The sequence below is a fragment of the Trichococcus shcherbakoviae genome (assembly GCF_963666195.1).
GTDB classification, from domain to species: Bacteria; Bacillota; Bacilli; order Lactobacillales; family Aerococcaceae; genus Trichococcus; species Trichococcus shcherbakoviae.
The window spans coordinates 1,764,951-1,790,427 of record NZ_OY762653.1; the positions used below are offsets into that span (position 1 = coordinate 1,764,951).

Below are 25,477 nucleotides of genomic sequence, written 5' to 3' on the forward strand. Positions count from 1 at the left end.
ATAGTATAGCACCATCGCGCGAAAACGTCATCCAATAACTGAACATTTTTATATCAACTGAACGGAATTTGTATAAATTTCAATAAACTCAATGTAGGATGTTTGTTTCAGTTTTCAGGTAATCTTACAATTTTCAGTATTTGGCAGCTGAGTTTGTCGACTTAACGGGCTTTCTTTCTTTGTTTTGTGAGCAATATGGTAAAATGGACTTAGAATTGTAAGGGATTACGTTCCGGAGGTGCAAGCGATGAAAGGTGATTACGACCTGTTTTTTGAGTATTACTACGCGATTTATGATTATGTGCTGGCTGACAAAGTCGTGGTGACAGAGCATACATTGCATGATTTTCTGCATACGCAACAATACTATCGATTATCCCATGAAACGCAACGTTTTGCGAAGCGGTTTGCCGAAGAAGACATCTCTGTGGATCGGCTGTTGCTGAACGAACGCGAAGCGCATGAGTGGTATCTCTTCTATTACAAACAGAATTTTCCAACCGGATATCCTTTCAATCATGCAAATGTGGAATTTATGGAAGGGGAATATGAGTTGAAGGACTTTTCGCCGATAATCGGGCCTCTTGGTCACCAGCCCTTGCATGCGGGGATTTTGCGGAAAAGAATGAATGAAGATTATTTTATTTTCCCTTATTTCAAGAACCAAGCGAAGCTATCACACCTCATTCTCAGACCTATTGTAAACAAATTAATGACAGAGAACAAATATAATGTCAGGAAGTCGATCGAACTCGTCCAGTTGTTTGAAGCTGAAGCAATCGGATCGGATTGGGAACCGACCAGAATCAAAGCGCAGATGGAAGAAGTGTTGCGGCAACAGTTACATTATCGCGTCAGTTATTCTGACATAAAAAAACTGTGGCTACAGATGATTTTCATCAGCTTCCGTTACGAAAAGGATGAGGCGAGCTATATCCAGTGGGAGCATCATGATTATGCGGATACGGTCCGGAAGTTGGAAAATTTTGCGGCGGTTTTGGATGGCAACCCGGACATTCAACTGACTGCTGAAGAAGGCGCATTGCTGAAATGGGTCCGTTACGTCGTTTTTCGCTCCCGTGGTATGCATGACAGGGCGAAGGAAGAGGCGCATAAGTTGTTGGAACGCGAAGAATTGGTGGTGGGGGCAAGCCGCCAACCGTTGTACACCAAATTGGACATTGTGCCCATCAACGATACGTACAAGGATTTGGTTGTCCGTAAACTGTCGATCGATTTTCGGGATATTTTGGTTTCCTATTTGTTGGACAGCTACATTGCCGATTGTAAATATGAAGCAGCATTCTTCCTGTTGCAGCAGTCCGATCCTTATTTCAAACATTTCATCCCTCGTTATTACCGGAGTGCCAACCGGAACAAGTGGATGCCGGGGGAAGGAGAAGTTTCCACCGAACAACTTTTCCGGGAGCAGTTCCAACGGGTACGGATTGTCCTTGGGGATCATTGGGTAGATTCGTTGCACAAAGAAATCGAGGAAGAAACGAAGGAAGGCGTTACACTGAAGAAGGATGCATTTGATTGGTTGGTGCGATACCTGTACAATGTGATGAGCATTTTCCATGAAATGCAGGAAAGTGAATTGGCCGATCAGATGAACGCCTTTTATGCGCAGATGCGCCTTTCGGAATAAATCAAAAGAAGCAGCCGGCAAAAATCCGGCTGCTTCTTTTGGTTGCTCGTAATGCTCGATTTCTAAACGGGATTCATCGTATCCTGTAGTTGAGTTCTGATTCGCAGATACCACTACCGTTTCGCACCCCGCGGAGTGAACAAAAGAGGTTCACTTCGTGGGGTACTCCAACGTCCGGTTATCTAAACGCGAATCATCACATCCTGAACTTAATCGTGTCTTAGGGCTTCTACTGGGTCTAGGCGGGCTGCTTTTTGGGCTGGCATCAGGCCGGCTACCATGCTGATGATCACGCTGGTGACAATGCCGAACACCGCAAATGCCGGTGTCATATTCAGGATGGCAGTATCAAACAGGTTCTCCACAACAATATTTCCGACGACGGTGATGAGGTAGGCGATACCAACACCCAGAATGCCGCTGAACAGACCGATCAGGAAGGACTCAGAAACGAAGATGCGGCGGATATCTTTCTTGCGGCCACCGATTGCTTTGATGACACCGATTTCTTGTGTCCGTTCCACTACGCTGATGTAGAGTACCGTCAAAATCATGATGGCGGACACGAACAAGGAGATACCGGCAACCCCGGAAAGGATGTAAGTGAAGATATCTAGCATTTGGGTGAACGTGGAAGCCAGGGCATCCGCAGATGAACCACGGTAACCTAGGGCGGCCACTTCATCTTTGATGGCTTGGGTATTTTCCGGATCATCAGATACCAAGTAGACAACGTTCGGTTCTACTTCCAGATTGTTTTCCGCAGTCAAGGTTTCGAATGATTCCGCCGACATATAGACAGATTCAAACGCACCGATAGCTTGGCCGGCTGAATAGATGCCGCTGATGACATAATTTTTTTCCAGAGATTCGCCGTCTATAGTAACATCCACGGTCACTTCTTTTCCGATGGCTTCTTCGGCAGTGCCAGCCATCTGATTGGCGACACCTTCTGTGATCAGGATTTCGCCTGCTTCAGGGAAAGCGCCGTAGAGGATGTTGGAATCGGTCATGCCGGAGGTTGTCCCAAAGTTCATGAAGGCATATTTTTCGCCTTCATAGATGACGTTATCGCTGCCGATCGTAAGCGAAGAGTAGGCCAGATTGACTTCTGCCACATGCGGAATATTCCGTAGTTTTTCCAGATCTTCTTCTCCGAACGGGTCAGACTGCGTTACCCCGGCAGGAGGACCTGATGGCGCGGACCCGGCAGGTATCTCAGCACCGGCCGGCGTCATGATCATCTTAGAGGAGTCAGTGTTTTCGCTGTTGTTGGTTTCCATCACGATGGGCATCCGCACTTCACTTACGAGCGGATTGACGTTGGCGTTCATCGTTTCGGTCAGGTAGTCATTGACGCCTTCACCAAGGGACAGCATCACGATGATACTCATTATGCCGATGCTGCCGCCGAGAGCGATCAGGATGTTCCGGGCCAACTTTTCCTTCATATTAAGAAGGGCCAAACGGATTGCCGCAAAAAAAGTGAGATTTTTACTCTTGGTTTTCTGCTGGATTTCAAGCAAATTTTCGTGTAACGCGATCTCGCCTTGACGGATATCGCCGATGATTTTTCCGTCATCGATTGTGACGACGCGCGTGGAGCGGGCCGCTACTTTCTCCGAGTGGGTGACCATGATGACAAGTTTGCCGGTTTTGGCGATGTCCTGGATGATGTCCAAAACCTGGTCCGTCGTCTGTGAGTCCAAGGCTCCGGTAGGTTCATCGGCAATGATGATGTCCGGGTCGTTGACCAACGCGCGGGCGATGGCTACACGCTGCTTTTGCCCGCCGGATAACTGGCTCGGTTTCTTTTTGTATTGGTCGTCGAGGCCGAGTTGCTTCAGGACTTCTCTCGCCCTTGCGACCCGCGTTTTTTTGTCGATGTTCGAAAGCGTCATTGCCAACGTGACGTTATCCAGCACGCTCAGGTGGGAAACAAGATTGAAACTCTGGAAAACGAAGCCAATTTTCTCTTTATGGTAATTCACGAAATCTTTTTCCTTGAACGTGCTCATGTTTTGGCCGTCAATGGTTATTTCGCCTGAGAACTGGCTGTCCAGGCCGCCCAACAGATTCATCAAGGTTGATTTACCGCTGCCGGATTCGCCGACGATTGAGACCAATTCGCCTTTGTCCAAGGAAAGGTTGACGTCCTTCAGTGCCTGGAAATCTTCCGAGCCGCTGATCGGGTAAAATTTATTCAGATTTTTTAGTTCCACAAAAGCCATAGTTATGGGATGCCTCCTTATTATATTAAAAGAAATAACGATGAGTGAGTATTTACTCACTGTGCGATTAGTCAAGTATAGCGATTCGGGAACGGGCTGTCAATGCAATTGCTTATCAGGTTTCAGTCCTTTGACGATCTGCTGGGTCAGATAGGCGATTTCGGCTTCTTTATCGCGCTTTGTATCCGTGAAAAGGACGTAATGGGTCAGGTGATTGCCGAATAGGATACTCATGATGAACTGCCAAATCACGGGATTTGGCCAATCGACGATTTCGTTTTTTTCTTTATAGCCGTCAAGGATTGCGTAAATGCCTTCTATCAAGTCCTTAGGGATCATGGTGATGAATTCTTTGTACCGCTGTTTGTCGTACATCATTTCGCTGATGAAAATTTTACCGGATTGGAAATGCTCTTCAGGCATCATGACGTCCTTGCGCACGATGAATTCCACGAACCGCTCAAACGGCGCATTCTCTGCAGAATTGCGGAACTGCTGCACTTGGGCGAGCGCTTCCGTTGAGATGATGTCGCGCAGAATCGGGAAAATCGTAGCGTAAAGCAAGTTTTCCTTGGTCCCGAAGTGCTTGTAGATGGTCCCTTCGGCAACGTTGGCTGCTTTGGCGATGTCCTTTGTGCTGGTGTTGGAGAATCCTTTCGTCGAGAACAGCACCACGCAAGCATCCAGAATATCCTGCATCTTGGGCGACAAGCCTTCTTTACTGCGAATTTTTTGTTTTAAAGCTTCCACAAACTTTTCCATTTAACGTATGCTCCTCTGGGTGATGTTGCTTCCATAGTACTCGGACCGGTGGATTAATGCAACAAGTCGGCGCCATGACTTATCCTCTTTTGCGAAATACGTGTGATAAATCGCCGAAAAGGTGCTAAGATGAAAGTATGATGAGAATTGGAGGGGAAAAGATGCACAAAAATAAACTGGTTGTGGTGGGTGTGGGCCACGTAGGGTCCTATGTGTTGGCTGACGCGATGAAATTGCGGTTATTTGCGGAAATTGCGACGATCGATATTTTGAAGGATGTTGCCCATGGGGAAGCCTTGGATCAGGCGCATGCGACCGCGTTGACCTATATGTCCAATGTCGATGTACACGCTGGGGATTACGCCGATTGCGCGGATGCGGACGTCATCATCATCGCTGCTGGACCGAGTGTTCTTAAGGATGATAAGAATCCGAATGCCATCCCGGATCGCGCATCATTGACCGGGAAAAATGCGGCGGTCATCCGTGAAGTCATGGCCGAAATCATAAAATATACAAAAGAGGCCATCATCATCCTGATAACGAATCCATTGGACACAGTGACCTATATCGCAGCCAGCGAATTCGATTATCCGGAAGGACGGATCTTCGGGACAGGCACGATGTTGGACTCTGCCCGTCTGCGGAAAGTGATTTCGCAACAGTACGGTGTCGATCCCAAGAGTGTGACCGGCTACATGATGGGCGAGCATGGCTTTACCGCCTTCCCGGTGGTGAGCCGGTTGGCCATAAACGGCATCCGCTATGATGAGTTCGGAACTTATTTCCCGGAAGTGGAGACATTGGATCCCGAAGCAATCGGGGCGGCGGTCGTGAAGTCGGCCTATGATGTCCTGAATGGGAAAGGCTGGACGAATGCCGGGGTTGCGCAATCTGCGATCACTCTAGCGCAGGCTGTCCTACTGGATGAAAAGAGCGTCCATCCCGTCTGCACAATTCTGCGCGGACAGTACGGACATGACGGTGATGTGGCTTTGAGCATGCCTTGCCTGATCGGTCGCAATGGCGTGGAAAAACAATTCGGGGTCGCTTTGGATGAGTGGGAAACTGCCAAACTCAACGCTTCCATCGATTACATCCAATTGGCGATGAAGGATGCGAAGACGGGTCCGTTCAAAGATTAAGAAGGAGGGCATAGCGGCAAGCTATGCTCTTTTTGAGTGATGGATTTTTTGGTGCTGAGCCCTTAAAGACATCGCAAAATTTGACAAAGGTGCTCATGAATATCCATAATTAAGATAAGTAAACTGTGCGATTTCATCGGGAATACCTTTAGAAATAACGCGGGTGCAAAGGATAGGAGCTGGAAGGGGGAAGGTTTCGGAAAAAGAGAATGCTATCCGATCATCCGAATGCCTGAAAGGAGTGGCAAAAATGAAATTCAAAGAATCATTATGGAAAGCCTACAAAGGAATGGGACGTTCCATCAGTCGTTATCCATTGACCGTACTTTTTTTGATTGCGGTCGCGGTTTTGAACAGCTTCATGATCGAAAACCCGCGCGAGGATTATGCCCGCTATCTGTTCACTTTTTTGGTGGGGGCCATGTTGAGCATCGTCGGCCAAATGATTTATGAACGTTTCTTTACACAACTGAATGCCCGCTATCTGCTGATGGGCGGAGCGGTGTTGCTTGCGACAGGCTACTACTTCGCGGTCGGGCCGCAGACGCTGTACAATATAGCAATCAGTGTAAAAACAGGTGTGGCACTGTTCGCTCTCATGATCGCGTTTATTTGGATACCTTCAATCAAAAGTGTTAAAGCACCTTTCCACCGGAGTTTTTTGTCAGCACTGAAAGCCTTCTTTACGACCATACTTTTTTCAGGAGTGTTGGCAGCAGGTATCAGCGCCATTTTTTACGCTACGGATTACCTTCTCTTCAATATCGATTATAAAATGCTCACACATCTTCTGAACATAGTCGGTTCCTTGTTCGCGCCGATCTATTTCTTGTCGATGACACCAATGTACCCGGGCAAACGTGAAGAAATGATACCGGATGAGGCGTGGGCGAAACGCGGGGAAACATTGGAACGTCAATTTATTGTGCCGCGCTTCTTGGAAGTTCTGATTTCCTACATCATCATCCCGTTGACGGCCATTTATACGTTGATCCTTGTGGTCTATGTCGTCATGAATATCCGAGGGGAATTCTGGACAGACAATCTTTTGGAACCACTGCTTGTTTCCTATGCGATCATCGTCATCATCGTCTATATCCTTGCTTGCAATCTCGAGAATAAATTTGCTGACCTGTTCCGCAAGATTTTCCCTAAGGTCCTGATTCCGATTGTCGTCTTCCAGACCATCGCTTCCTTCCTGAAAATCAGGGAGATGGGCGTCACGCACGGCCGCTATTATGTCATCCTGTTCGGCATCTTCGCGACGATAGCCGGAGTGATCTTCAGTTTCATGAAACCGAAGCATAATGGTTTGATCGCCATCGCTTTGCTTGCGCTGTCGGCTATTTCCATCATTCCGCCGATTGATGCCTTTACCGTCAGCAAGAACAACCAAATCGGCTTTTTGGAACAGAAACTGATTGAAAATGATATGTTGGTAAATAACGCCATCGTTCCGAAAAGTGACGTTTCCCTCAGCGATAAGATTGTCATCACAAAGGTCGCTTCCTACATCGACAACATGGGCTACAATAAAGAGGTAGCCTACCTGCCGAGTGATTTCAATGTCTACAGTGATTTCAGCGATACCTACGGATTCGACATGACCTATTCCGAAACGGATTATCCTCAAGGCGAAGGCGAATTCGTCTACCTGAATTGGGATGCCGATCCCGTACTTGGAATCGCAAACTTCGATGTCATGGTCCACCAGTATCTTTACTATTCCGAAGTCGAAACAAGCCCAGTTGAAACTACCGATTTTGAAGTGGATGGACAACCATACCAACTGGAAAAAAGGTTGGATGGCACGTATTATGTCTTGACCGTAAAGGATGCGGCAGGAGAAGAATTGATCGCCTACAATACCCGCGAAGTGTACGATACCATTTTCGAGGAGGCTGCGACTTCCGGCTTCGACAAAGGGAATCTGACGACTGAGGATGCGACGATAACCACCGAAAATGACCAGATCCGAATGAATATTTTGGTCAATTCCTTGGAGCGTACGCCGGATTTCACAGGTGGAGATCTGTATCTCTTCATTGAATTCAAATAAGTCTTCCAAGAAAAATACTATCTAAGTCCCGGTTGCGTGAATATAGCGTAATTGGGGCTTTTTTGTTTTTTAGTGAAAGATCATGTTAGGAATGGTAACGCGGAGGAGCAGCGATTGGGTAGGGGTCTGGGAAGGGATTTTAAAGGCATGTGAGGTTTTGTGACCTGGTTTGTTATAGGAAAGTAGACAATGGCCAAAAATCCCCTTATAGTTAGTTTCATAAATGAATTGCACTCACAAATGAGGTGCCGATCCGACGTTCGTGTGATTAAATCTTACACGTTTGGGAAGGGAGAGATAATATGGCGTATGGGATGGAGATTGAAGGAAACAAAAAAATATATGATTTCGAGTCGGTCCTCAGCAGAAAAAACAAAGGCTCCGTGAAATGGCAACAGATGTATCAATGGATGCCGGATGTAGCGGATGATGTGGTGCCGCTTACGGTGGCGGACATGGAATTCAGGACTGCGCCCGAGATCACCAAAGGCTTACAGGAATATTTGGAGGACAACATACTGGGCTATAGTGTCCCTACCGAAGGCTACTATCAAGCGGTCATCGATTGGCAACGACGCCGGCACAATTTTGAGGTGGAGAAGGAATGGATTTTGACCAGTCCCGGTGTCGTTTCAGCATTTTATGCGGCAGTCAGGGCGTATACCCAGCCGGGTGAAGGTGTCATCATCATGACGCCGGTTTATTATCCTTTCTTTGGAGCCATCGAAAATGCGGGACGGAAAGTCGTCAGGAATCCTCTCTTGAATCGCGCGGACGATTACACGATCGACTTTAAAGGGCTTGAGCATCTTTGCCGTAAGAAAGAGAACAAGCTCATTATTTTCTGCAGTCCCCATAATCCAGTCGGAAGGGTGTGGACGGAAGAGGAGTTGGCGCGCTTGGCGGATATCGTGTTGCGCTATGACATGATTATCGTCGCGGATGAAATCCATCATGACCTGATCATGCCCGGCTACGAACATAAGGTTTTCCAGACACTTTCCTACGCAGTGGCTGAAAGAACGATCACCTGCACTTCGCCATCCAAAACATTCAATTTGGCTGGGCTGTGCACTTCCAACATCATCATTCAAAATGAGACTTTGCGGAAGAAACTGTCCGATGCGCTCGGAAGTGTCGCTTGCGGTATGGTCGGGACGCTGGGGTTGGAAGGATGCCGAATTGCCTACGATGAAGCGGAACAGTGGCTTGATCATCTGATTCCGGTCATCGACAGGAACCAGCATCTGGTGCGTGATTTCTTCACTGCGAATTTCCCTAAGATAACCGCACCCTTGGTTGAGGGGACTTATCTACAATGGGTGAACTTCAAAGCATTAGGATTTTCGGCGGAAGAACTGGAAAAGTTCATGCGCGAGGAAGTGCAGTTCTTCACTGATGAAGGCTATATCTTCGGTGAAGAGGGCGAAGGCTACGAACGCATCAACTTGGCGGCGCCGACCAAAGTGATCGAAGACACGCTCGATCGTCTCGGGCAAGCATTGTACCTAATGCAACAGTAACCAGTAAACCAGCAAGATGTGCGTTTCATAATGAAGGAGGGAGCAACAATGATGAAAAATTTTATTAAATGGGGATCCGTTGTCTATTATTTCGCTGGAAAGAAACCTGAAAAGGCAAAGAAACCAAAAAAAGTAGAAGAAATCAGGGAAGCTTCCATCATCACTGCGTCCATCGATTAGTTTTGGACAAATTCGCATGGGGAACGCATGAAGCAATGTCTTAATGACAATTGATCCATAAAAGAATACGGAACGCAGCTGGCTGCGCGTTCCGTATTTTTTTGCGTCAGCCCTGTCCCGGCAGGTAAACTCTGTGATATGATGGGTGTACTATTTTCATCAATTAAGGGAAGGTGTGGGGTTGTGTCGAAAGGAAAAGGTAAAGTGATGCTATCGATGCTGATATTCGGGACGATCAGCATCTTCGTTAAGAATATTGACTTGGCTTCCAATCAGGTTGCCTTCTTCAGGGGCGCTTTGGGGAGTCTGTTCCTCTGGGGGACATTGTTGGTGCGCAAGGAAAGGATCCCTTTGGCGTTGGTCAGGAAAAATGCAAAGTTCCTGTTGCTTTCGGGTTTTGCTGTCGGCATGAACTGGATCTTGCTGTTTGAAGCTTTCCGTTACACGACGGTATCGAATGCAACCTTGAGCTATTATTTCCAACCGATCTTCATGACGCTGTTGGCACCGTTCGTCTTCAAGGAATCCTTGACCGCTAAGAAGATCGCTTGCGTCCTGTTGGCGATGCTCGGGATGTTCCTGATTATCGGAGTGAGCCCCAATGCGGGGGCATATAATCATCCGGTCGGGATCGGATTCGGTTTGGCTGCTGCATTTTTCTATGCGGTGGCCATCATGTCCAACAAAAAAATCGCGGGTCTTGGAGGGATCCCTTTGACTGCTTTGACGCTCGTCATCGCAACCGGAATCCTGACCCCTTATGTTGCACTGACTTCCGGGTTCGGATTGGGACAATTGACTGGAAGCTCAATCACCAGTCTGCTGGTTTTGGGGATCATCCACACGGGGATTGCCTATGTGCTGATGTTTGCAGGCGCCCAAGCTGTCGAGAGCCAGACATTCGCTGTGCTCAGCTATGTCGATCCGGTGACGGCGATTGTGGTTTCGGCTGTATTCCTGAAAGAAGACTTGTCACCCGTGCAATTGGCGGGAGGCGTGCTGATACTGGCTGCGGCCTTCCTGAACGAATTTCTGGGCAACAAAGAGAAACAAGTAGTGATCAGCAAAGAGTAGCAAAAAGGTAGAGGCTTTCCATATGGAAAGCGGCTTTATGCTCAGAAATAACCCGTCAAAAGCGGTTTGGCGGGGAAAATCAGTTCAAATAACAGTCAGAAAACCCGCCGAAACCACTTTGGCGGGGAAAAACGTCCGTGGACAACATGAGATTGCCCGTCAAAACCATTTTGGCGGGGAATTCCGCCACGAACGCGAATATCAAAACACAGAAAGGGGCGGCCTCCAACGAGGCCGCCCCTTTCGTTCGGTATAGATTCAGTTGTTATGCGATTTTTATCATGCGCTTCCGGATGGCTTTTTCCCATGTATCATAGTGATTGACTGCGAATTTGAAGAGGGTACCGTCTTTCCTTTCGATGATCAGCGCTTTGCGGAGGCCGTAAGCGCCTGGACGTACGCTCCTGATGTCATCATAGGGAATAGCGATATCGTAGATGCCATCAGCGAAGGCTTTTGAGAAGGGTTTGAAGAAAATTTTTGTCATGATTTTGGCTATTTCCGGCATGTCGAAGCGGAGTTGCTTGTCTGTCAAAAAGCCAAAGCCATCCAGAGCGGACTGTTCGCTTCGGCACCAACTCATCCTACCGCTGTACAAGGTTACTTCCCCGGATCTGTCTCCAGTCTTTTTAAACATATCGGTTCCTTCTTCCATAAATAAAACAGCAATAATTCTTCGCCCTTATTATACCAAGAAGCTAATCAACAGGTCTAAAAACACACAAAAAACCGGACAGATTTGTCCGGTTTTCGTAGAGCAGAATGCCTCATTGCGTATGGCAGTACGTGGTTGAAGGCCTTTCTTCTCAAGAATGGAGTCATTTTTTTCCGACGCTTACTGACTGAGCGATCTCACGCCGGGAGGATTTCATTAAGAAATGAAGGTTCCTCTTTTATGGATGGATTCAGTATAAGCCATAACTATTTTTGAAAAAAGGTGCCGAGCCACTAATGAAAGAAACCTCTCAAAACTTGCATCCGTATGGTTTGAACAGTGAGAGAATCTTTTCAGAAGGAGTGGCTTTTCCGATGATCATCACCAGATGATTCGGCTGATTTTTTTGTAGTAATCCATCTTCAGTGCGACATTGTGCTCGTAGTCGAGTTTGAAATAGCTGGTATAAAGACAATCCAGCAAGAACAGCAAAGAAAGCCTGGTCGAAAATGAAGAAATCTTATTGTAGTGACTTTCATTTGAGCTCATGTACAGGTGATGCGTGGCGGCGCTCGCGAAAGGAATCTCATCGGTAGATGTGATCAACAGGATGGGCGATCGGTTATTCTGCAGTATCTTCACGATTTCAGGAATGACCGTGCCCCGTCCTCCGTAGGAAACAACAATGGAAAGGTGCGAAGAATCGCTGGCGGCCGCCGTCAAACGTTGATGATACTCTTCGATCGGGACATTGACGAATCTGCCGATTTCCTGCATCTGGAATTTGAAGTTCTCGGCGAAGAACAGATTCCCGGCGGAAGTATAAAGGTCGATGGCTGGAACCTTTTTAATCAAGGAAGCCGCCTGCCGAAGTTGTTCCAGATCCAGGTTGTTGAGCGAGGACACCACAGTCTGCTCATAGAGTTCCTGCATCGTCCGCGTAATTTGGTATTGGGTTTCGTTGGAGTGGATCGGATAGTTGAAATCAAGGGTCGTCCGTTCCTTCAGATAATCACCCATCGAAGCCGAAACCAAGATCTTCAATTCGGAAAGTCCGGCCAGGTCCAATTTTTTGCACAAACGGTAGATCGTTGCGTTCGAAATGAAGCTGGCTTCGCTGATTTCCGCGGAATTCATCTTCACGAAAGCCTCGGGATTTTCTTTTATATAGGAAACCAAAATTTTCTCATTTTCGGTCAGGCTCACTAAATTGTCCATTTTGCTGAAGATATTCATCTGTCTTCACCTCATTCCTTCAGAAAGTTGCGCAGGAAATCCGATTCCGAAAGCATCGTCAAATTGTGGCCGCTGCCTTGCAGCTCGCGGACTACCTGGATTTTGCGGCTCTCGCTCGGTGTGCCGATCTTGCGCCAATCGCTGTCGGCGACGACCAAATAAAGGGTCTCGTAACTTAGATTGGCATCGAAATGGCCGCCGACGTCGACGACGAGCTGGGCCAAATCGTTGCGCTTCAGTTTTTGGAAGCGACCGGTAAAGCAGACGTGCTTGTCGTAAAAGACGTGTTCCCTATCGAACAGCAGGCTCTTCGGCTTCAGCGGTGCCGCCGTTTTTGTTCGTCTGGCAGGCGTACTTTTGCCGCCTTTCGTCACTCCGAAAGCATGCGAGAACAATTTGCCCATCCGGTATTGGTATTCGTCCAGAAAACCTTGGATATCATAGTCGTATTGCGCCAGCATTTTGCTGGTGATCAGCCCGCAGGCGACCGCATCCTCCACGGCATTATGGTGATTATCGATCGTCATGCCGAAGTAGTCCAACACGGTCGGCAAGCGGTTATTGTGCAGATCCAGCATACGCTGCGCCATCTTGCAGGAACAGAAAAACTCATTCTGCATCTTCGGCAGTTTGTAAGTTTCAATCGTTTGTTGCAGGCAACTCATATCGAATTGGGCAAAGTGGGCCACCAGCGGATCGGTTCCGATGAAGGAACGGATGTCTGGGTATAGGCCGGCAAAGTCGGGTTCACGAGCGACCATGTCCTCGGTGATGCCGTGGATTTGAATATTTCCGCGGCTGAAATACTGGCGCGGATTGATGAGCGCATAGTAGCGATCGATTTCCTTGCCGTCGGAAAAGCGGCTCAAGCCAATGGAACAGACGCTGTCACCACGGCTGTTTGCAGTTTCAAAGTCAATGGCGACGTAATCCATGTGCATACATACTCCTTTTGATTGTTTAGTGAAAAATGAATAGATGGCTTATTGCTGCTGCAAAGCCATGATCTGTTGGTAATAAGGGATCATGCTGCCCAAAGCCGCGCCGATGATGAAAAACAACAGCATGCGGATCAAAATATAGGCCCAGCTTGCTGTATAATCCCGGGACGGGTTTTTATTGGAGCGTCGGAAGAGGATGAACATGCCGATCCCCGCAATCCAGCCGATGCCCGACAAAAGCGCCTGCGAAGTCGCAGGATTCAGGTAGCCGATCACGAAGCCGACAACCGTGGCAAACGCCAACAAAAGCCTTTGCTTCATTTTTTCTGTCATCAAAATTTCCCCCTTTTTCGTAAGCCTATTCTACCACAAAGGGCGCTTGTGGAATACGGTTGTGATCCGACAAAAAAGCCTTTCCGATTATGCGGAAAGGCGGGAGTGTTTCATAAAAACAACAAGCCGTCGAGATCTAAGATGACGATTTCGCGGTGATTCAGTTGTTTGATGAGGTGGTGGTCCTCCAACGAACCCATCTTGCGGCTGATCGTTTCCGGAGTCGTTCCGAGGTAGGAAGCCAGATCCTTCTTCGACATCGGCAAGGTGATGGTGTCGCCGTCCTTCGTGGCCAGTTCGGCAAGGTAGAGGGCCAAGCGGGCTTCGACTTTTTCGGTCGCCACGTAGGTCGTCTGCCGTTCCGACTTTTCCAGACGGTTGGAGAATTCCTGCAGCAATTTCAAAGAAATGGCAGGGTATTTCAACAAAAAGTGCTGTAGATCGTTCCTTTTCATCCGGCAAACTTGGGTTTCCTTCACCGCTTCGGCATAGGCTTCGTGCTTCGATTCGCTGAAGAGGGCCAACTCACCAGTGAAATCGCCAGGATTGAGGAAACGCACGAGCTGCTCTTTTCCGGACTCGGCCAGCCGGTAAATGCGGATCAGGCCGGAATGGAGGATATAGAGTGTATCCGACGTATCATCGGGGCGGTAGAGCAGTTCGCCTTTTTTGTAGGTCGCCGGATGCGTGACGGACATGATTTCGTCCATCTGGTCCGGCTCCAAGTGATTGAAGATCGGCACCAGCGAAATGCAGGATTTGTGCGAGTTGCAGGCGCAGTCTCCGCCGCAATTGTGCGCTGGTTTATGGGTTTCGTTCATAGGGAAAATCCTCCGTTTCGGAATGGGACAGGCAGTCTTGGTTGCTTAAATTGTACCGCAAACCGTAGGCTGCATGCGAATTTTATCTTGGATGTGAGCTTTTTATAACGACTGATGGCTAGTTTCACGGGTTAGCCCTTCGGAAAGGATAAAGGAACCCCTTGTCTCTACGAGCCAAGGATACTATTCGACTAACCTGCTGACGCAGGAAGTCTCTCAGCATATTGCGCTCTACGATGCTCAGTCGGCACGATTTCCTAAATTTCTCTCATGGCTGAACGAACCCGTTCCGCTTTTCTTCCGGTTGAAGCCGATTAAACGCATAGCGTTCAGGATGACGGCCAGGATGCTGGCTTCATGAATGAACATACCGCTGGCGAGATGGACGGAACCCATCAGCACGCCCGCCAAAAGGAAGAACACGACTCCAACCGCAATGGCGATGTTCTGTTTCATGTTGCGCATGGTCGCCTTTGAGAGCGAATAAGCATGGGAAAACTGCATCAGTTTGTCGGCCATCAGCACAACATCGGCTGTCTCCATCGAGATGTCGGTCCCGCCTTCGCCCATGGCCAAGCCGATGTCGGCTGTCGCGATGGCCGGTGCATCGTTGATGCCGTCACCGGCCATCGCCACGACGGCGCCATCTGCCTGCAGTTGTTTGACGAAACGCACTTTGTCCTCCGGCAACAGCTCGGCATGGAAAGCGTCCAATCCCAATTGTTCGGCGACCGCTTGGGCGGTGTGGCGGTTGTCCCCCGTCAGCATAATGATCTGTTTGATGCCGTTGCGGCGCATTTCGGCCAAAGCCTGCGGTGCGTCCTCGCGGATCTGATCAGCAATGGAGAAGAGCCCGGCGAGCGTGCCGTCAATGGCCACGAAAACGACGGTATTGCCGGTTTTTTCGCGTGCAATCGCGTAGATTTCTGCTGCTTCATTTATCAAGATTCCGGACTGGACCATCAGTTTGCGGTTGCCGGCGACGAGACGTTGACCTTCAACTGTCGCTCTCAATCCGTGGCCTTTGATGACTTCCGCATCTTTCGGCGCAACAGATATTTCCAGCCCTTGTTGATGTGCGTATTTCACGATTGTTTGTCCGAGATGGTGTTCGGAAATGCGCTCCGCCGAAGCCGTCAGCTGCAGCAGTTCGCTGCGATCGGCGCCACTGAGGACATGGATATCGGTCACTTCCGGTTTGCCTTTCGTCAGCGTGCCGGTCTTGTCGAAAACAAGTGTATCGACTTTGGAAAAGCGATCCATGACCTCGCCACCTTTCACCAGCACGCCGTATTTGGCGCCGTTGCCGATGCCGGCCACGTTCGATACCGGAGCACCGATCACAAGCGCACCCGGGCAGGCGATCACAAGGAAAGTGATGGCAAGATGCAGGTCGCGCGTCCAAACGTAAACGATGACGGAGAGCACCACAATCGCCGGCGTGTAGAAGTTGGCGAAGGCATCTAGGAAACGTTCGGCCTTGGATTTGGATTCCTGCGCCTCTTCGACCAATTCAATAATTTTTGCGAAAGTTGTGTCATCGCCGACCTTTTCCGCGATCATTTCAATGAAGCCATCGTCCACCAATGTACCCGAAAAGACTTTGTCATCCAAGGATTTATTGGCCGGGATCGCTTCTCCCGTCACAGCGGCTTCGTTGATGGCCGCCTGACCCTTCACGATGATGCCGTCAACCGGAATTTTGCCGCCGGGCTTGATGAACAGCCGATCCCCGACAGCCACTTCCTCGACCGGCACAACGACTTGATCGGTGCCATGCAGGACGATCGCTTCCTGGGGCGCCATGTCGATCAACGACCGCAGAGAAGAGCGGGTCTTTTCCAAGGTGCGTGCTTCCAGGAAGTCACCGAACAGAAACAGGAAGGTGACGACGGAAGACTCCGTATATTCGCGGATGAACAGCGCACCGATGACGGCAATCGTCACCAGCAGCTCGATGCTGAAAGCCTTCATCCGCAACGCCAGATAGGCTTTGTACATGATCGGAACCACCGCGATGAGCGTCGCGAAGATAAGCGCGAAGTCAGCAGCAGTGGTATATCCGAGGGTTTTCAAAGCAAAACCGATGACGATTAGGAAGCCTGATAGTGCGGTAATGCGGTTTTTGTATTTATTTATCCATTTGATCATTTTAATGACCTCCTCTGGTATTTTCCTATAGCCTAATCATACGCCATCAGGCAGGAAAGCGACTTGATGGGGGTCAAGCTTTGGATGCGCAATTTCGCTCAGCAGAATCTCAACCGTTTTCCTCCGGCGAACGGAGGCTACGCCGGAGTACGGCCCACATTTAAGTCTTGTGCTCCGACGAAACCCTGCCCGCAGGAGAAGAGCCCGCAAGTTACCGCTGTTCTCCGGTGTGGGAAGCCTCACCGGAGGAGCGCAGCGACTTCACCGCTCAATGGTATCCGAATACAAAAAAAGCTGCCCGCAAATTGCAGGCAGCCGAGTCCTTCGTCAGGACAGATATAAATAGAAGACTAAATCGCATCCCCATCGACAACAGCAGCTTCATCATTCAGGATGGAAGAATCAAATTCCCCGATGTTGCGGGAAGAAACGACGCCAGCCAGCATGCTGTCGTTGACGTTTGTCAGCGTGCGCATCATGTCGATGACCGGTTCAACGGAGATGACAAGTCCGGCGATTGTGACAGGCAAGTTCATGGCGCCCAGAACGATCAAAGCGGCGAAAGTAGCACCGCCGCCGACACCGGCAACCCCGAAGGAACTGATCGTAACGACCAAGATCAATGTCAATACAAAACCGATGCTGGTGACGTCGATGCCCAAAGTTGGAGCCACGATGGTCGCCAACATGGCAGGATAGACGCCCGCGCAACCGTTCTGACCGATCGACAAGCCGAAGCTGGCGGCGAAGTTGGCGGAAGCATCATCGACGCCCAAAGCTTTCGTTTGTGTTTCAACGTTCAACGGCAGTGCGCCGGCGCTGGAACGGGCAGTGAAGGCGAAGCTCAATACCGGGAAAGCTTTTTTGAAGTAGGTAATCGGATTGACGCCGACTCCAGCCAAAATCAAGCTGTGCACCAGCAGGACGACCAGTAACGCGGCATAGGAAGCGACCACGAACAGTCCTAAGTTGACGATGGCTTGGTAACTGGATGTCGCCATCATTTTGGTCATCAAGGCCAAGATTCCGTATGGAGTCAGACGAAGGACCAAAGTAACGATGCGCATGACGATCGATTGGATGACTTGCAACCCTTTCTTGAATAGAGCGGCATTGTCGGGTTGTTTTTTCTTGATGCCCATATAAGCGATTCCGACAAAAGCGGAAAAGACCACGACGGCAATCGTACTCGTGCTGCGCAGACCGGCCAGATCCTGGAAGATGTTGGTCGGGATGAAGCTGAGCACTTGACCAGGAATCGTCAAGTCAGCGACTTGTGTCTGTTGGGTAGTCAAAGCTTCGATCCTTGCAGTTTCAGCGGTACCTTGCGTGAATTGCGCGCCATCAAGATTGAAGAGAATGACCGATGCCCACCCGATCAGAGCCGCGATGGCGGTTGTGCCCAGCAAAGTGCCAAGAACGGATCCGCTGATTTTGCCCAGATTTTTGGTTTCCTCGATGCGGGTAAAAGCGCCCACGATAGAGACGAAAATCAATGGGATGATCAGCATCTGTAGGAAGCGGACGTAACCGTTACCGACGATATTGATCCAATCGATTGCAGTGATTGTGATTGTGCTGTCCGGTGCAAAAAGCAATTGGATGGCTGCCCCGAAGATAACCCCTAAAGCCAGTGCGATGAAAACACGTTTTGAAAACTTGACGTGTTTGGCGCCCAAACGATAAAGTGCGAAAAGCAATGCCGCAAATACAGCTAAAATAATGACAATGGAAATGATATCCATTTGAATTCCTCCTTAAATTTATCTATCCCGAGAACGTAAAAAAGCCCTCGTCCCTATACTCCAAATACTTGGAATACAGGGACGAAAGCTCTTCGTGATCCACCCTTATTCGCACGACCCTCGCGGATGGTGCCTTATGAAGTACGCAAAACCAGCCATACTTCTGTACGCTATCGGGTACAAACCGAAATGACACTAACGCATCATTTTGCTCCGAGACGCATTTTCGCTTTCCTGACCATGCCTCTTCTCACCGATTGAGGCTCTCTTTGATGACCGTGAAAGGTACTTCTTCTCTTCAACGCACGTTTATTTTCATTTGTTTTTTCATGATAGCACGCTTATTTTTCAAAAGCAACTTATTTGGATTAGAGATGATTCTTTAACGTTTATAATTTTGGAAGATCCAGCACCGCCTCAACGCGGTCTGTTTGAAGGAGGCTGAACGTTATTCAGCCAATTCAATTTTCTTCAGACGATAAAAAAACACAAACCCCCAAAAGAAAAAGTCTTTTTGGGGGTTGTGAATGTGATCATCATATTTTAATAGGTAAGCATCTCAGCAACGCTATTTGACAGAGAACCAAAATTTACTCCATCTGTACGAGAATAGGAATAAATTGAGTTTTTTCAAGGCGTTTTATTATTCTACAGTAACACTCTTAGCAAGGTTGCGTGGTTTGTCAACGTCATAGCCACGTTCAAGTGTTGCGTAGTAGGCGAATAATTGTCCCGGAACAACAGCTAATAAAGGTGTTAACGCTGGATGAACGGCAGGCATTACGAATTGATCGCCTTTCTTTTCCAATCCTTCCATAGCAAAGATAAGCGTATTGGCTCCACGGGAACGTACTTCCTCAACGTTACCCCTGGTGTGGGAAGCAACGTTTTTCTGGGTAATGATCGCAAGGACTGGTGTACCCTCTTCGATCAAAGCGATTGTGCCGTGTTTCAATTCTCCAGCCGCAAATCCTTCCGCTTGTATGTAAGAAATTTCTTTTAATTTCAGCGATGATTCCATACATACATAGTAATCCAATCCGCGACCGATATAGAAAGCATTACGGGCGCTCTGAACATAGTCTATTGCAAAGTCGTGAATGGTCTCTTTATCATTGATGATGACATCCATTGCATTAGCAACAATGCTTAATTCGTGAGCCATGTCGATATCGGTTTGTACACCTTTTGTTTTTGCTAAAATTTCGCAAAGCATTGCTTGGACCGCGATTTGGCCAGTGTAAGCTTTTGTTGAAGCAACAGCGATTTCAGGGCCGGCATGTAACAATAAAGTATATTTTGCTTCACGTGAAAGGGTAGAACCTGGTACGTTTGTAATCGTCACAGCAGGGAAGTTCCATTCATTTGTTTTTACAAGCACTTGGCGGCTGTCTGCTGTTTCGCCACTTTGAGAGAGGTAAATAAAGAATGGTTTACCTTGGATTAATGGCGTATTATATGAAAACTCACTGGACAAATGCACTTCTGTAGGGATTTTAGCAATATTTTCGAACAAGGATTTGCCGACCCAACCTGCATTATAGCTTGTCCCGCAAGCTATAATATGAATGCGATCCGCTTCTGCCAATTCTTTAAGTAAAGCGGCATCAATGTTGAATCCGCCTTTGTCATCGGAATATTCTTTAACGATTTTGCGCATAACGCCGGGTTGTTCATCGATTTCTTTCAACATGTAGAATGGGTAGGTCCCTTTTTCTAAATCACTTGAATCGAGATGAGCTGTGTATGGGGCACGTTCCCTAATTGTGCCATCGAATGATTCAATCGTAACCTTGTCAGCTGTTACAATAACCAACTCACCATCATGGATTTCAACGTACTGATTTGTCAGTTGGATCATAGCGATAGCATCACTGACGATACCGTTGAAAGTGTCGCCTTTAGCTATTAATAAAGGACTTTTATTTTTTGCGGCATATAAAGTGTTTGGAGTTTCTTTATCCATTAAAACAAACGCAAATGATCCCGTGATCACTTCAAGCGCTTTTTTGAAGGCTTCTTTTCCAGATAGATTATCTTTTTCAGCAAAATATTCGATAACAGCCACGGCAATTTCTGTGTCTGTTTGACCATTTAGAGCGACATCTTCCAAATAAGTTTCGTTCAGCTCACGATAGTTTTCGATAACCCCATTATGGACTAAAGTGAAACGTCCATTAGGGGACTGATGCGGATGAGCATTTTCAATGCTTGGTTCCCCATGGGTAGCCCATCGCGTATGGCCAATACCCTGATGAGCAAAAATGTCAAAATTTACTTTTTCTTTTAATGCAGCAATATGGCCTGTTTCTTTGAATATATGACCCTTTTTATTTTCATCAACAACATAAATTCCCGCTGAATCATAACCGCGATATTCTAATTTTTGTAAACCGGCAACTAAAATTTCTTGTGCCTTGCCTTTTCCGATGTATCCTACGATTCCACACATATCTAATCATCCTTTTCTTATATAAGGTAGTTTTGTGTTTTCTGGTGTGTGAATAGTTTTTTGTCAGCTCGCGCTGGTTGTTTTATTCTGTAGACTACACTAGCCTGAAGTCATCCGCCGAATCTTTCGATAAACTTCTTCCTCGTCACCCAAATGAAATTGGGTCTGGCGCTATCCCGATTGATTTATATATCCTCCTTTTTTATTTTCAGAAAACATCATTATGATAGCATGAATCTGAATATTAGGCAATCGACTATTATCCGTCATTCTAGAGCGTAGCTTCCCAAATTACTCGCGGTTGTCAGAAACGAAACAATGATGTTGTCAAAATTTATTTTGCCAAATTCACAAGTGCATTATCTTGAAAACGCATTCTTTTACCAATATACTATGCTTGTAAGTAAGTAATTGAACTTATACGAGGAGGAAAAATTCAATGGCTACAAATAATGATACTGCTGCAAAAGACGGTGTAAAAGTCAAGGTTCAAAAGCTGGGTAGTTTTTTAAGCGGGATGATCATGCCGAATATTGCTGGATTTATTGCTTGGGGAATCATCACTGCACTATTTATTGAAGTGGGTTGGCTGCCGAACGAAGAGCTAGCGACAATTGTTGGTCCGATGCTAACCTACTTATTGCCTATACTGATTGCTTTTACCGGAGGTCATAAAGTCTATGGTCACCGTGGTGGGGTTGTCGGTGCAATTGCAACTATGGGGGTTATCGGTGGATCTACAGTGCCGATGTTCATTGGGGCAATGGCAATGGGGCCGTTTGCTTCATGGTTGATCAAGAAATTTGACAAGGCGATGGAAGGAAAAATTAAATCTGGTTTTGAAATGTTAGTAAATAACTTCTCTGCTGGTATTATAGGCTTTATCCTTGCCGTGTTAGGTTTCTATGCTGTAGGTCCTTTCGTAGAGACATTCACAAGCATAATGGCAAATGGTGTTGATTGGTTGATTGGGGCCGGATTACTTCCATTGGCGAATATTTTCATTGAACCTGCTAAGGTTTTATTCCTGAACAACGCTATCAACCATGGTATTTTAACGCCATTGGGTATCGAACAGGCTGCAGAAACAGGTAAATCCATTTTGTTCCTATTAGAAGCTAATCCAGGACCAGGGCTTGGTCTGTTGGGTGCGTACATGTTGTTCGGTAAAGGTTCAGCTAAATCAACTGCAGCGGGTGCTGCAATCATTCATTTCTTCGGTGGGATTCATGAAATCTATTTCCCATATGTCTTGATGAATCCAGTTTTATTCCTTGCAGTTATTGCCGGGGGGATTGCGGGTACTTTTGTTAACTCAATTCTGGGATCTGGTTTAATCGCTGCTGCTTCACCTGGTTCAATTATTGCTATTTTCGCTATGAGTCCTAAAGGTGGATTTTTGCCAGTTATCGCAGGTGTCCTAGCCGGGGCGGTCGTTTCCTTCTTGGTAGCCAGTATCATCTTAAAAGCCACTAAACCAAGTGCAGAAGATGAAACGTCATTCGAAGATAAAGTTGCTCAGACCGTTGCGATGAAAACTGAATCAAAAGGCCAAGCGACTCAAGTATCTGCAGCAGGCACAAAAGAAGAAAATATCTCTGCCGGAAGCATCAAGAAAATCATTTTTGCTTGTGATGCAGGTATGGGTTCAAGTGCAATGGGAGCTTCATTGTTACGTAAAAAAGTAACGGAAGCCGGTATGGATATCCCGGTTACAAATATGGCCATCAGTAACTTAGAAGATGTAGAAGGTTTACTGGTTGTTACGCAGGAAGAGTTACTGCAACGTGCAAAAGCTAAAACACCTAATGCAGTGCATGTTGGTGTAAATAATTTCCTAAGCACTCCAAAATATGATGAAATCGTTGAAAAGCTTAAAAAATAGTTAAGATTTTTTCAAAATAAGCGGCAGCTAGCAACCTATTGAAAACGGGTGCTGGCTTCTGCTTTCAATTTTATAGAGTGCTAGCGAAATGAGTGAGTTTTATGTACCTGACACAACGAGAAAAAAAGATTATGATGCTGTTGCTGAATCAACCTAAGGGTATTTTGATTGACTATATCCGCAATCAGTTGAAAGTAAGTGAGCGCACGGTCTATCGAGATATGAAAAGTTTGGAAGATGTCTTAGCAAACTATCGAATAAAGATAAGCAATGATTCAAAAAGGGGATATTTCTTAAAAGGTTCTCTAGAGAATCTTCACCAGTTGCAAAAAGAATTGGATTTAAATTGGTCGGAGGAATTAACCACCCAGCAAAGACAGAGCCTGCTGATCATTGAATTGTTGACTGCAGAGGAAGAAATCAAAACAGAGGCATTAGCAAATCAATATAAAGTGGGAATAAGTACGATCCAACTTGATCTCCAAGCAATTGAAGAAACACTAAAAGCCTATCATATTGAAATTCAGCGAAAAAAAGGCCGTGGTATTTCAGCGCGAGGAACTGAGAGCGATATTCGGTTGGTCATTAGCGGGTTGGTTAATATGGAAATTGATGAATATAATTTTTTTCAAATTGTTGATGAAAAAAAATCACTTCAAAATAATCCTTTTTTTCAATACATTCAACCCTGGGATATGAAAGTGGCCTATGACATCATCACTCAGGTTGCAGCAGATTATTTCCTGCATGTAACTGATGTTCGGTTGAAAAGAATCACTACCTTTATCGCTGTGACGCTGTGGCGTTTAAAGGAAGGGAAAAGTATCTTCACATTATCTCAAAATAATTCAATAATCCAGGACGAAAGGGTTCTGGAAATCGCAAAAATAATTTTTGAGAAGATTCAGCAAACAACCAGAACAGAATACAATGAAAAGGAAGTTGCTTTCATAGCTTTTCAAATCCAAGGTTTGAATCTACCCGTAAATACAGCAGATTTTTTGGAGGGATTTGAGTCCAGTTTAGCTTACCATGTCCATGAATTGATTCGTCTTGTCTCTGATGAATTGAGTTGGAATTTCAATCAGGATGACACTCTGTTTAAAGATTTATTGTCGCATATTGGCGCCGCCATCAACCGAACCTATGTCCCTATGCCAGAAGGACATGAGGTGTTTCTGGATAAAATTTTTAAACAATATGATGCATTGGGCTCCACCGTTGAAAAAGCTTTAAAAGTAGTCTTTCCTACAGTCCGTTTCAGCAAGAACGAGATAGTCTACATCATTGTCCATTTTGCTTCTGCTGCTGAAAAAGTTCCAAGAATACATCAACTCTCAGCACTCCTGATTTGTTCGAGCGGAGTAGGAACCACCAAAATCTTAGAGACTCGTATCCGCCGCTATATACCTGAAATTCATGATGTCACGACTTCAAGCATCTCAAAATTACATGAATTAGAATTGGGTAATTTTGATTTGATTTTATCGACTACTTTCCTGCAAGGTTTTGAACATGATTATAAGGTTGTGACACCCTTGTTGATGGAGGATGAAATTATTGGTATACGTGAAAAAGTGAAAACCCTCATTCCTCCTGATCAAGCGGTATTTGAACCATTGAAAGGGAAATCCAGAGGTGATATCCCTTCCAGAGGGGATCAGGATTTCATGGAATATTATCAACTTTTCCAAACGGCTAAATTTGTACTGACGAATTTTGAGGTGTGCAAGATGGAAGAAGAGTCTTCAATACAAGCTTATTTGGAGGCTATTTGCCGACGGTTACAGGGGACAATCTTAGCGGATCCAATGGTCGTCCAAAAACAATTGCTGGAACGCATGCACTTAGCGCCGATTGGATTGCCGCAGACAGGCATTGGGTTCTTTCACTGCCTATCTGAAGAAGTGAAAAATCCGTTCTTTGGAATCTATGATTTAGCAAAATCTGTTCCTATTTTGGATATCAATAAAGATAGCATGGAATTGAAACGCGTCCTCTTGATGCTCGCTCCAGAAGATATTGATTCCTCAACAAAAGAAATACTTGGTGCCATTTCAGCATCTATGGTGGAGAGTAATTTAAATCTAGAAATTTTTAATTTGGGGACAAAGGAAAATATCGAAAAATTACTGAATAACCTGTTTGTAAATATAATAAAAAAATACAGTTAACAATAAGGAGAAAAAATTATGGCAATCTTAAAAGAGAGTAATATTTTATTGAATCAGGAATTCACATCAAAATATGATGCGATCCGAGTTGCTGGCCAACTGTTAGTTGATAATGGTTATGTGGAAAAAGAATATATCGAAAAAATGATTGAACGCGAAGATATGCTATCTGTTTATATAGGGAACTTTATTGCCATTCCGCATGGAACAGAGGATGCAAAAAAATTCGTTAATAAATCGGGCATTTCAGTTATACAAGTTCCGAATGGCGTGAATTTTGATGGGTCCTCTGATGACAAGTTAGTAACAATGGTTTTTGGAATTGCAGGCATAGGCAACGAACATCTGGATATTCTTTCGAAAATTGCGATTTATTGTTCGGAAATTGAGAACGTGGCTAAGTTAGTTGCCGCTACAGATAAGAAAGAAATCATCGAATTATTGGGAGGCTTGGAATAA

19 protein-coding genes are annotated in these 25,477 nt (G+C 46.4%); 9 read left to right on the plus strand and 10 right to left on the minus strand.

The window, feature by feature from the left end; all coding sequences use genetic code 11:
* Window positions 1-247 precede the first annotated feature (247 nt).
* Window positions 248-1,651: a hypothetical protein gene (locus ACKPBX_RS08460; protein WP_119093909.1), complete on the plus strand. Its 1,404-nt coding sequence runs from the start codon at window positions 248-250 to the stop codon at window positions 1,649-1,651.
* Window positions 1,652-1,860: 209 nt separating this feature from the next.
* On the opposite strand, the gene ACKPBX_RS08465 is transcribed toward ACKPBX_RS08460, so the two are convergent.
* Both ACKPBX_RS08465 and ACKPBX_RS08470 read right to left on the minus strand, forming a co-directional pair.
* Window positions 1,861-3,882, minus strand: coding sequence for an ABC transporter ATP-binding protein/permease (locus ACKPBX_RS08465; protein ID WP_319995113.1), 2,022 nt, complete (start codon window positions 3,880-3,882; stop codon window positions 1,861-1,863).
* Window positions 3,883-3,981: 99 nt separating this feature from the next.
* Window positions 3,982-4,644: a TetR/AcrR family transcriptional regulator gene (locus tag ACKPBX_RS08470; protein ID WP_086629922.1), complete on the minus strand. Its 663-nt coding sequence runs from the start codon at window positions 4,642-4,644 to the stop codon at window positions 3,982-3,984.
* Window positions 4,645-4,805: 161 nt separating this feature from the next.
* Here ACKPBX_RS08470 and ACKPBX_RS08475 point away from each other — a divergent pair, with 161 nt between their 5' ends.
* From ACKPBX_RS08475 to ACKPBX_RS08495, 5 genes are all read left to right on the plus strand, one after another.
* The gene (locus tag ACKPBX_RS08475) at window positions 4,806-5,789 is read left to right on the plus strand and encodes a lactate/malate family dehydrogenase (protein WP_319995114.1); all 984 of its coding nucleotides are present in this window, start codon (window positions 4,806-4,808) and stop codon (window positions 5,787-5,789) included.
* 250 nt (window positions 5,790-6,039) lie between these two features.
* Window positions 6,040-7,848: a DUF4153 domain-containing protein gene (locus tag ACKPBX_RS08480; RefSeq protein WP_086629924.1), complete on the plus strand. Its 1,809-nt coding sequence runs from the start codon at window positions 6,040-6,042 to the stop codon at window positions 7,846-7,848.
* A 302-nt stretch (window positions 7,849-8,150) separates the two neighbouring features.
* The gene (locus ACKPBX_RS08485; RefSeq protein WP_319995115.1) at window positions 8,151-9,371 is read left to right on the plus strand and encodes a MalY/PatB family protein; all 1,221 of its coding nucleotides are present in this window, start codon (window positions 8,151-8,153) and stop codon (window positions 9,369-9,371) included.
* A gap of 48 nt (window positions 9,372-9,419) precedes the next feature.
* Complete coding sequence (locus ACKPBX_RS08490; protein ID WP_267896502.1) at window positions 9,420-9,551, plus strand: hypothetical protein; 132 nt, start codon at window positions 9,420-9,422, stop codon at window positions 9,549-9,551.
* Window positions 9,552-9,734: 183 nt separating this feature from the next.
* Complete coding sequence (locus ACKPBX_RS08495; protein WP_168173267.1) at window positions 9,735-10,625, plus strand: DMT family transporter; 891 nt, start codon at window positions 9,735-9,737, stop codon at window positions 10,623-10,625.
* A 265-nt stretch (window positions 10,626-10,890) separates the two neighbouring features.
* On the opposite strand, the gene ACKPBX_RS08500 is transcribed toward ACKPBX_RS08495, so the two are convergent.
* From ACKPBX_RS08500 to glmS, 8 genes are all read right to left on the minus strand, one after another.
* The gene (locus ACKPBX_RS08500) at window positions 10,891-11,262 is read right to left on the minus strand and encodes a hypothetical protein (RefSeq protein ID WP_119093914.1); all 372 of its coding nucleotides are present in this window, start codon (window positions 11,260-11,262) and stop codon (window positions 10,891-10,893) included.
* 399 nt (window positions 11,263-11,661) lie between these two features.
* The gene (locus ACKPBX_RS08505; RefSeq protein WP_319995116.1) at window positions 11,662-12,516 is read right to left on the minus strand and encodes a MurR/RpiR family transcriptional regulator; all 855 of its coding nucleotides are present in this window, start codon (window positions 12,514-12,516) and stop codon (window positions 11,662-11,664) included.
* 11 nt (window positions 12,517-12,527) lie between these two features.
* Window positions 12,528-13,451 carry an exonuclease domain-containing protein gene (locus ACKPBX_RS08510; RefSeq protein ID WP_319995117.1) on the minus strand — a complete coding sequence of 308 codons (924 nt, stop codon included), beginning with the start codon at window positions 13,449-13,451 and terminating at the stop codon, window positions 12,528-12,530.
* 48 nt (window positions 13,452-13,499) lie between these two features.
* Window positions 13,500-13,790, minus strand: a complete 291-nt coding sequence (locus ACKPBX_RS08515) for a hypothetical protein (RefSeq protein WP_319995118.1) — start codon at window positions 13,788-13,790, stop codon at window positions 13,500-13,502.
* A 110-nt stretch (window positions 13,791-13,900) separates the two neighbouring features.
* Window positions 13,901-14,611: a Crp/Fnr family transcriptional regulator gene (locus ACKPBX_RS08520; RefSeq protein ID WP_319995119.1), complete on the minus strand. Its 711-nt coding sequence runs from the start codon at window positions 14,609-14,611 to the stop codon at window positions 13,901-13,903.
* A gap of 240 nt (window positions 14,612-14,851) precedes the next feature.
* Window positions 14,852-16,762, minus strand: a complete 1,911-nt coding sequence (locus ACKPBX_RS08525; protein ID WP_319995120.1) for a heavy metal translocating P-type ATPase — start codon at window positions 16,760-16,762, stop codon at window positions 14,852-14,854.
* A 350-nt stretch (window positions 16,763-17,112) separates the two neighbouring features.
* Entirely contained in the window at window positions 17,113-18,507 is a 1,395-nt protein-coding gene (locus ACKPBX_RS08530) for an L-cystine transporter (protein WP_319995121.1), read from the minus strand.
* A gap of 643 nt (window positions 18,508-19,150) precedes the next feature.
* The gene (gene glmS / locus ACKPBX_RS08535) at window positions 19,151-20,959 is read right to left on the minus strand and encodes a glutamine--fructose-6-phosphate transaminase (isomerizing) (protein ID WP_319995122.1); all 1,809 of its coding nucleotides are present in this window, start codon (window positions 20,957-20,959) and stop codon (window positions 19,151-19,153) included.
* Between the two features lie 439 nt (window positions 20,960-21,398).
* Here glmS and ACKPBX_RS08540 point away from each other — a divergent pair, with 439 nt between their 5' ends.
* The 3 genes from ACKPBX_RS08540 to ACKPBX_RS08550 all read left to right on the plus strand — a co-directional run bounded on the left by ACKPBX_RS08540 (window position 21,399) and on the right by ACKPBX_RS08550 (window position 25,477).
* Window positions 21,399-22,844, plus strand: a complete 1,446-nt coding sequence (locus ACKPBX_RS08540) for a PTS mannitol transporter subunit IIBC (RefSeq protein ID WP_319995123.1) — start codon at window positions 21,399-21,401, stop codon at window positions 22,842-22,844.
* A 101-nt stretch (window positions 22,845-22,945) separates the two neighbouring features.
* Window positions 22,946-25,018, plus strand: a complete 2,073-nt coding sequence (locus tag ACKPBX_RS08545; protein ID WP_319995124.1) for a BglG family transcription antiterminator — start codon at window positions 22,946-22,948, stop codon at window positions 25,016-25,018.
* Between the two features lie 18 nt (window positions 25,019-25,036).
* Entirely contained in the window at window positions 25,037-25,477 is a 441-nt protein-coding gene (locus tag ACKPBX_RS08550; protein ID WP_319995125.1) for a PTS mannitol transporter subunit IIA, read from the plus strand.

Excerpts from the sequence above, each read along its gene's own strand:
- ACKPBX_RS08460 (WP_119093909.1), top strand. The coding sequence starts at position 248 with ATGAAAGGTGATTACGACCTGTTTTTTGAGTATTACTACGCGATTTAT.
- ACKPBX_RS08465 (WP_319995113.1), bottom strand. The coding sequence starts at position 3,882 with ATGGCTTTTGTGGAACTAAAAAATCTGAATAAATTTTACCCGATCAGC.
- ACKPBX_RS08470 (WP_086629922.1), bottom strand. The coding sequence starts at position 4,644 with ATGGAAAAGTTTGTGGAAGCTTTAAAACAAAAAATTCGCAGTAAAGAA.
- ACKPBX_RS08475 (WP_319995114.1), top strand. The coding sequence starts at position 4,806 with ATGCACAAAAATAAACTGGTTGTGGTGGGTGTGGGCCACGTAGGGTCC.
- ACKPBX_RS08480 (WP_086629924.1), top strand. The coding sequence starts at position 6,040 with ATGAAATTCAAAGAATCATTATGGAAAGCCTACAAAGGAATGGGACGT.
- ACKPBX_RS08485 (WP_319995115.1), top strand. The coding sequence starts at position 8,151 with ATGGCGTATGGGATGGAGATTGAAGGAAACAAAAAAATATATGATTTC.
- ACKPBX_RS08490 (WP_267896502.1), top strand. The coding sequence starts at position 9,420 with ATGATGAAAAATTTTATTAAATGGGGATCCGTTGTCTATTATTTCGCT.
- ACKPBX_RS08500 (WP_119093914.1), bottom strand. The coding sequence starts at position 11,262 with ATGTTTAAAAAGACTGGAGACAGATCCGGGGAAGTAACCTTGTACAGC.
- ACKPBX_RS08505 (WP_319995116.1), bottom strand. The coding sequence starts at position 12,516 with ATGAATATCTTCAGCAAAATGGACAATTTAGTGAGCCTGACCGAAAAT.
- ACKPBX_RS08510 (WP_319995117.1), bottom strand. The coding sequence starts at position 13,451 with ATGGATTACGTCGCCATTGACTTTGAAACTGCAAACAGCCGTGGTGAC.
- ACKPBX_RS08515 (WP_319995118.1), bottom strand. The coding sequence starts at position 13,790 with ATGACAGAAAAAATGAAGCAAAGGCTTTTGTTGGCGTTTGCCACGGTT.
- ACKPBX_RS08520 (WP_319995119.1), bottom strand. The coding sequence starts at position 14,611 with ATGAACGAAACCCATAAACCAGCGCACAATTGCGGCGGAGACTGCGCC.
- ACKPBX_RS08525 (WP_319995120.1), bottom strand. The coding sequence starts at position 16,762 with ATGATCAAATGGATAAATAAATACAAAAACCGCATTACCGCACTATCA.
- ACKPBX_RS08530 (WP_319995121.1), bottom strand. The coding sequence starts at position 18,507 with ATGGATATCATTTCCATTGTCATTATTTTAGCTGTATTTGCGGCATTG.
- glmS (WP_319995122.1), bottom strand. The coding sequence starts at position 20,959 with ATGTGTGGAATCGTAGGATACATCGGAAAAGGCAAGGCACAAGAAATT.
- ACKPBX_RS08540 (WP_319995123.1), top strand. The coding sequence starts at position 21,399 with ATGGCTACAAATAATGATACTGCTGCAAAAGACGGTGTAAAAGTCAAG.
- ACKPBX_RS08545 (WP_319995124.1), top strand. The coding sequence starts at position 22,946 with ATGTACCTGACACAACGAGAAAAAAAGATTATGATGCTGTTGCTGAAT.
- ACKPBX_RS08550 (WP_319995125.1), top strand. The coding sequence starts at position 25,037 with ATGGCAATCTTAAAAGAGAGTAATATTTTATTGAATCAGGAATTCACA.